The organism is Waltera sp. (assembly GCF_046969025.1).
Classification (GTDB): domain Bacteria; phylum Bacillota; class Clostridia; order Lachnospirales; family Lachnospiraceae; genus Acetatifactor; species Acetatifactor acetigignens.
Window position 1 is genome coordinate 23,040 of record NZ_JBKVQF010000001.1, and the last position, 6,063, is coordinate 29,102.

At 45.8% G+C, this 6,063-nt stretch carries 6 protein-coding genes; 5 read left to right on the forward strand and 1 reads right to left on the reverse strand.

Annotation, left to right across the window (positions count from 1 at the left end; all coding sequences use genetic code 11):
- Positions 1–13 precede the first annotated feature (13 nt).
- Together ACLTOH_RS00135 and ACLTOH_RS00140 are read left to right on the forward strand one after the other, a co-directional pair.
- Entirely contained in the window at positions 14–1,306 is a 1,293-nt protein-coding gene (locus tag ACLTOH_RS00135) for an RHS repeat-associated core domain-containing protein (RefSeq protein WP_412223060.1), read from the forward strand.
- Positions 1,307–1,329: 23 nt separating this feature from the next.
- Positions 1,330–1,743, forward strand: a complete 414-nt coding sequence (locus ACLTOH_RS00140; protein WP_176863501.1) for an ankyrin repeat domain-containing protein — start codon at positions 1,330–1,332, stop codon at positions 1,741–1,743.
- Between the two features lie 283 nt (positions 1,744–2,026).
- Here ACLTOH_RS00140 and ACLTOH_RS00145 read toward each other — a convergent pair whose 3' ends face one another.
- Positions 2,027–2,401 (reverse strand): IS66 family transposase, encoded by a 375-nt coding sequence (locus ACLTOH_RS00145; RefSeq protein WP_412223062.1) that lies wholly within the window; start codon positions 2,399–2,401, stop codon positions 2,027–2,029.
- On the opposite strand from ACLTOH_RS00145, the gene ACLTOH_RS00150 reads away from it, so the two are divergent.
- From ACLTOH_RS00150 to ACLTOH_RS00160, 3 genes are all read left to right on the forward strand, one after another.
- Positions 2,357–2,524 carry a hypothetical protein gene (locus tag ACLTOH_RS00150; RefSeq protein WP_412223063.1) on the forward strand — a complete coding sequence of 56 codons (168 nt, stop codon included), beginning with the start codon at positions 2,357–2,359 and terminating at the stop codon, positions 2,522–2,524. The genes ACLTOH_RS00145 and ACLTOH_RS00150 overlap by 45 nt on opposite strands.
- On the forward strand, positions 2,524–3,063 hold the full coding sequence (locus tag ACLTOH_RS00155) for a SecY-interacting protein Syd (protein ID WP_182427210.1): 540 nt from the start codon (positions 2,524–2,526) through the stop codon (positions 3,061–3,063). Before ACLTOH_RS00150 ends, ACLTOH_RS00155 begins: the two co-directional genes overlap by 1 nt.
- 182 nt (positions 3,064–3,245) lie before the next feature.
- Positions 3,246–6,063, forward strand: a 2,818-nt coding sequence (locus tag ACLTOH_RS00160; protein ID WP_412223064.1) for a hypothetical protein, incomplete at its 3' end; no start/stop codon positions are given.

Consider the following 6,063-nt stretch of genomic DNA (forward strand, 5'->3'; position numbering starts at 1 on the left):
CCGAGGAACAATTTTGTTTCCCTTTGTATGGTGGTGGAAATGCATACTTTCCGGTGACAGTCTGACGGATTTGGCGGTATCCTACCGTTATGATTCTATGGATCGTCTGACAAGTGAGAGCCGGGATGGGGAGGAAACCGCATATTCTTACGATTTCTGCGGAAACCGCCTGAAAAAGCTGGATAAAAGCGGGACGGAGGAGTATCATTATAACTGGAAAAACCAGTTAATCTGCCACTTTTCTGAAAAAGATAAAACGGCATATCGCTATGATCAGCAGGGAAACCTGCTGGAAGCAGCCGGGGCAGAGGGAACAGTGGTATTTGCATACAATGCATTTCACCAGCAGACTGCCGTGACGATGCCGGACGGAAAGCATCTGGAAAACCGGTATGACGCAGAGTATCTGCGTGCCGGAATGGTGGAAAACGGAACTGTCGCAACTTTTTCATACCATAACGGGGAACTCCTCGCAGAGAGCAGTCCAGAAGGCGATATCATAAGCCGCTATATTCCGGGCTACGGAGTAGCAGGCTGGAACCGGGAAAAGAGTGGTTATCACTACTACCATCTGGACGAGCAGAACAGCACTGCCTACATCACTGGAAGAGGTGGTGAGATAGAAAACCGGTACGAGTACGATGCGTTTGGCGTGCTCCAAAACAGCAGGGAAGAACTCCCCAACAGAATCCTCTACACGGGACAGCAGTATGACCAGACCAGCGGGCAGTATTATCTGCGGGCGAGATTTTACAATCCGGTGATTGGAAGGTTTGTGCAGGAGGATGAGTACCGCGGGGACGGGTTGAACCTGTATGCGTACTGTAAGAATAATCCGGTGGTGTACTATGATCCAAGTGGGTATGGTGAAGAAAAATGTGATAAAGTTGGTGGGAATGATAGTAAGAGTGGTACACCTTCTGGATTTTATCAGGATGCAAATGGCAGATGGCACAGACCGAATGGACAGTTTGCATCAAATACAGAGGTAGGAATAGCAAATAATTCAGAGCATTATTTGCATAGATCATATATTAGACAAAGTACTATTGATGCAGTAAATTCAAATACTAAAGTTAATTATAAGACAGGTCAGATATATGATGAAATAAGTAGGAAATGGGTCAATCCTAGCAATGTCGAATTGGGACATACTACAGGTAATGAATATTGGTATTGGAGAAATTGGGCAGAATCACAGGGAATGACTCAATCACAATTTAATGAATTTATGAACAATCCAGATTTTTATAGATGGCAGGATATTACTAGTAATAGAAGTCATATATACGAAGATCCACATTAATAACTATGAAGGAGAAAATGAAAATGACAGACAGATTTAACAGAGATGAAATGTTTTATCGATTAGCTCATCTTAATGTAGGGATAGAAAAAAAGGAAGAAGTTTTAAAGGACTTAAAAAAAGTTTCAAATCCAAATTTTCAAGATTCCCAAGGGACATCGTATCTCCATATGGCGTGTCAAGTGCATTCTGTCGAGGCGATTTCTATTTTGCTAGATTTAGGTGCAGACGCAAATATTAGTGATAAAAGAGGTTTTTCGCCTATATTAAGTGCGTTAGGTAGTATAAATGAAAATAATAATATAATCTTTGAAATGATGTTACAACATGGATTGGATTTGGACAAAATAGAGGGGGAGTCAACTCTGAAAGAACAGATAAAATCATTTGACGATGAGGGATTAAATAAAATAATTCAAAAGTATTCTCGAAATTAATTGTTAGGTGATGTGTACAATATAATGTTTATTTATGTCACCACACAAGAACACGATCCATCTAAAAATTAACCATGATTTGGCCATGGAGTAGTTCAATGACTATAGAGCAAAAGTAGTCCTCAGTGTGCGCATAAGAGCATCCAAAACAAAATGTAACAAAAATGTAATATTTCATTAACGCTTCTAAAACGTCCATGTTACAATGGCACGCACAAGGGGTGTAAGGGGATGAAAATTTTTCATAATACCTAAACCAAAACGTAACTATTCAGAACCAGATTTACTCAAAGATGAAATCAGGGTGACCTGAGATTGCATTTTTGATTGCTTGGTAAGCATTATGTCCCTGCTTGTGTGCCGTGCCAACGTAGGACATGATTTTCAGATAATCTCTGGCACCTTCCTCTGTTCGGAAGCATCCGGATACTTTGGTCTTGACCTTTATCATCCGAAGATCACGTTCTGCCTGGTTGTTATCAAACGGGACATTGAAGTTATGGATAAAAAGGCAGACTGAGACCTTGTAATTCGCAAGGCGTTCTACAAGGGCAAGGATTTTTCCTTTTTTCAACAATTGATACATCATCATGTAGGAGGTAGTGGTCAGGCTATGCCAATTCCTGTAGGATTGCATCCGGGGAGTGGTGGAATTCATAATATAGAAAAACAATATGGCATCTGGGACGGGATAGATGGAGATGTATTCTCGAAGATGCTTCAAAATATCAAGTCTATGACAATACGAACAAAAAAATGGATAAGAATGGAGATAAAATAATGTCAGTAAAAAATGAAATGGATATGTTTTTTGAAAAATTTTTAAAAAAATACGAAGAAACAGCGGTAGGTTTACCTAGATGTCCTAAAAGGAAAAATATAGATCAGACAATATATATAGGTGAAACTGATTCCGAAGGATATAGTAAATGGAAACCGATACCATATGGTCGGGATGAAAGTTTTCTTAGATTGCTAGAGATATATGGAATTGAAAAGAATGAGGATATAGTAGAATATTTCAGTACATATTATTTTTTGAGAATTGATATAAAATTTAAAAATTATTTAATCAGCATAAATTCTGTAGAACCAAAAGATGAATATAAAAGTTTAAGACGGAAAATAGATGCATATACCGATTCAAATGGAAAAATAACGCATATACCGATTGGAGTAGAACAACAGAAAGCAAATTATAACGTCGTGGTGGAGGTAAAAACAGGAGTTGTTAAATTTGCAGATGACGAAAAAGGAAAAATGAGAAAAATTGCACCATCTTTGGAAGAATTTATAAAAGGGTGGGAACCGTGGGTTTAAGCAAGTCGAAAAAGACGATGGATATAAACCACTAAGCCCCGGGAAAATGGAAAAATAACACAAGAGATGAGGAATGACGGATACGATATTTCTGACAAGTGCTATTGTCTTCTACAGTGTTTATTTAACGATGATGTATTGTTAATGAATTTTTATTAGATTAATTCCCGGATGGCTTTGAAGTGCACCATGAATATAATGAGCACCATGATCTGGTACATACATGGGACAGCGACGGAAGAGAGACCCTCTATACTTATGACCAGGAACACAATCCGGTCAGGACGATGGAAAAGATCAAAGAGGGCAAATGGAAAGAAACGGCCCGGAAGTATGATTTCAGGGGAAGATGCATTCTGGAGCGGGATGCCCTCGGAAACGAAAGCCTTAAGGAATATGAAGCCAACCGGGCATACCCCAGCCGTGTCATTACGCCGAAGGGGGAGGAGACCGCCTACGGCTACGATACCGTAGGCCGCAGACTGTCCATCAGCAATACTTACGGCACGGTGGAGCTGGCTTACAATTCCAGAAACTTTGTCACCAGCCGCATCGACGGGGAAGGCTACACCACCCGCAGATTCTATGACCGCATGGGCAATCTGACCACTTACTATCCACCCGTGCAGTGGGAAAAGAAAGAGAGCGGCTATGAGTACCGCCACGATTTTCTGGAACGTGTGGTAGATACCATATCTCCCCTGCAGGAACATCACCGTGTATTCCGTAACTTTGACGGGGACATCACCAGTCGGATCCATCCGGTCAGTTATGCCCTGAAAGGCGATGAGGGAGAAGGAACCCGCTATGAGTACGATTCTGACGGGAACTGCATCCGTATCCTTTATCCGGACGGAGGCGTGGAGCGGAGATTCTATGATGCGGACGGCAACATGATCAAACAGGTACAGCCGGAATCTTATGATGCAGATTCGGATGACGGCAATGGCTACCGCTATGCCTATGACGCCTGCGGCCGGATGACAGAAGTACAGGATCCCGGGGGGAACATCCTGCACACCTACGAGTACAACGGGCACGGACAGATCCTCCGGGAAGTGGACGGCGAAGGAAAGGAGGTCCTCTATACCTATAATGATCTGGGCTGGAAGATCCGGGAACAGATAAAAGTGCAGGAGACCGATCCTGCGCTGTACCGTGTCATCGCCTATACCTATGACAGTCAGGGCAATAAGGTGGAGGAGGCCTACGGACAACAGGAAGTAGAACGGGACGGAGAGCCGGATGGCTGGCACCGGATCCATTTTTCCTACGATAAAAACAATCATCTGAATGTAGTGAAAGATGACTTTGGGGCAAAAATGCGCTACGATTATGACTGTCTGGGAAATGTAACGCTGGAAGAGCGTGTCATTGCGGACGGTGTTCATAGTGTTATTCATTATGCCTACAATAAAAACGGGTGGCTTGTTCAGCGGACGGAGGAAATCCAGGGCAACGGCCCGGTACAGGCCGCCGTTACAAGATATGCCTACGATGCCAACGGCAACCTGACAAAGATCACCACCCCGAAGGGCTCCGAGATCCACAGAAGCTACGATGCGGACGACCGCCTGACCGGGGAGAGAGTCCTTGACAGAAAGAACGGTATCGACAGACGGGTGCAGTATGCCTATGATGCGGCCGGAAATGTGCTGAAACAGGCCATTCTGGGAACGGACGGGGAATGTCTGGAGAGCAGCACCCGGTATGACCTGAAAGACCGGGCGACCCACAGAACCAATCCGGCAGGAGGGGTGACCCGCTATCTCTATGACCGGAATGACAGGCTGCGGAAAGAGATCAGTCCCTACGGCTACGAGCCGGAAAACGATGACGGGGCAGGCGCAGCCTACACCTATGACAGCCGCGGCAACCGCCTCCGCACCACCAATGCATTAGGTGAAGTGGTACAGGAGCTTTCCTACAACCTGCGGAATCAGCCGGTCATCCAAAAGGATACGTTTGGAAACCGGACAGAGCTTTCCTACGAATTGGATGGAAAGATCAAGGATGTCCGGCGTTCGGGGAACCATCAGCGCACCCTCCAACAGTATGAGTATAATGCCAGGGGGCAGATCACGGGAGTTGTGGACGGCAACCGGAATCCCATTTCCTATGACGTGGACAGCTGGGGACGCATCACAGGCATTGGCTTTGCGGACGGGGTGAAGGAAGGCTATGAATACACCCCCGCCGGGCAGGTCAGCAGGACTATAGACGGTAACGGTAATGCGGTGCAGTACCGCTACAACAGTCTCGGCAAGGTCAGCGAGAGAATTGACCAGCTGGGCGATACAGAGACCTTCCGGTATGACGAGGAGGGCAACCTGTCCCTGCACATCGACCGGGATGGAAGACAGCTACAGCGTGCCTGCAACGTATTCGGTCAGCCTGTGTATGAGAAGGCGTCCGATGCGGAAGGAAAGCACACCAACATCAGCACCTGGCACTATGACAGTCTGGGCCGGGTGACCCGTGCCGTCTGTGACGGGAAGTCCTATGAATACATCTACGATGCATATGGTAATCTGAAAGAGAAGCGTTCCAACGGGAAACGCTTAGTTTCCTATACCCATGACAGGGCAGGGCAGATCACGGAGATCATGGATCCCGCAGGAGTCAGCACCCGGTATGAGTACGATATCTTAGGACGCAGAAGCCGTATTTACAACAATGACGGACTGGAAGTGCGCTACGGCTACGATGCTTTGAACCGCATCCGCCATATCCGTTATGGCAATGGTGTGGAGACCGCCTATACCTACGATGGTGACGGTAACATCCGCACACTGGAAACCAAGGCAGGAGAAAATGTCCTGCTCTCCTTTGCATACCGGTATGACGGCAACGGAAACCGCACGGCGAAGGCAGGTACACAGGCAGCTCTGGGCGGCATCACTTCCGAAATCACCGCAGGGAATAATGCGCTGGATCTCTCCTATGCTTATGATGTCCGGGGACAGCTTCTGGAAGAGCGGCGGAACGGCGCTTCTGTTT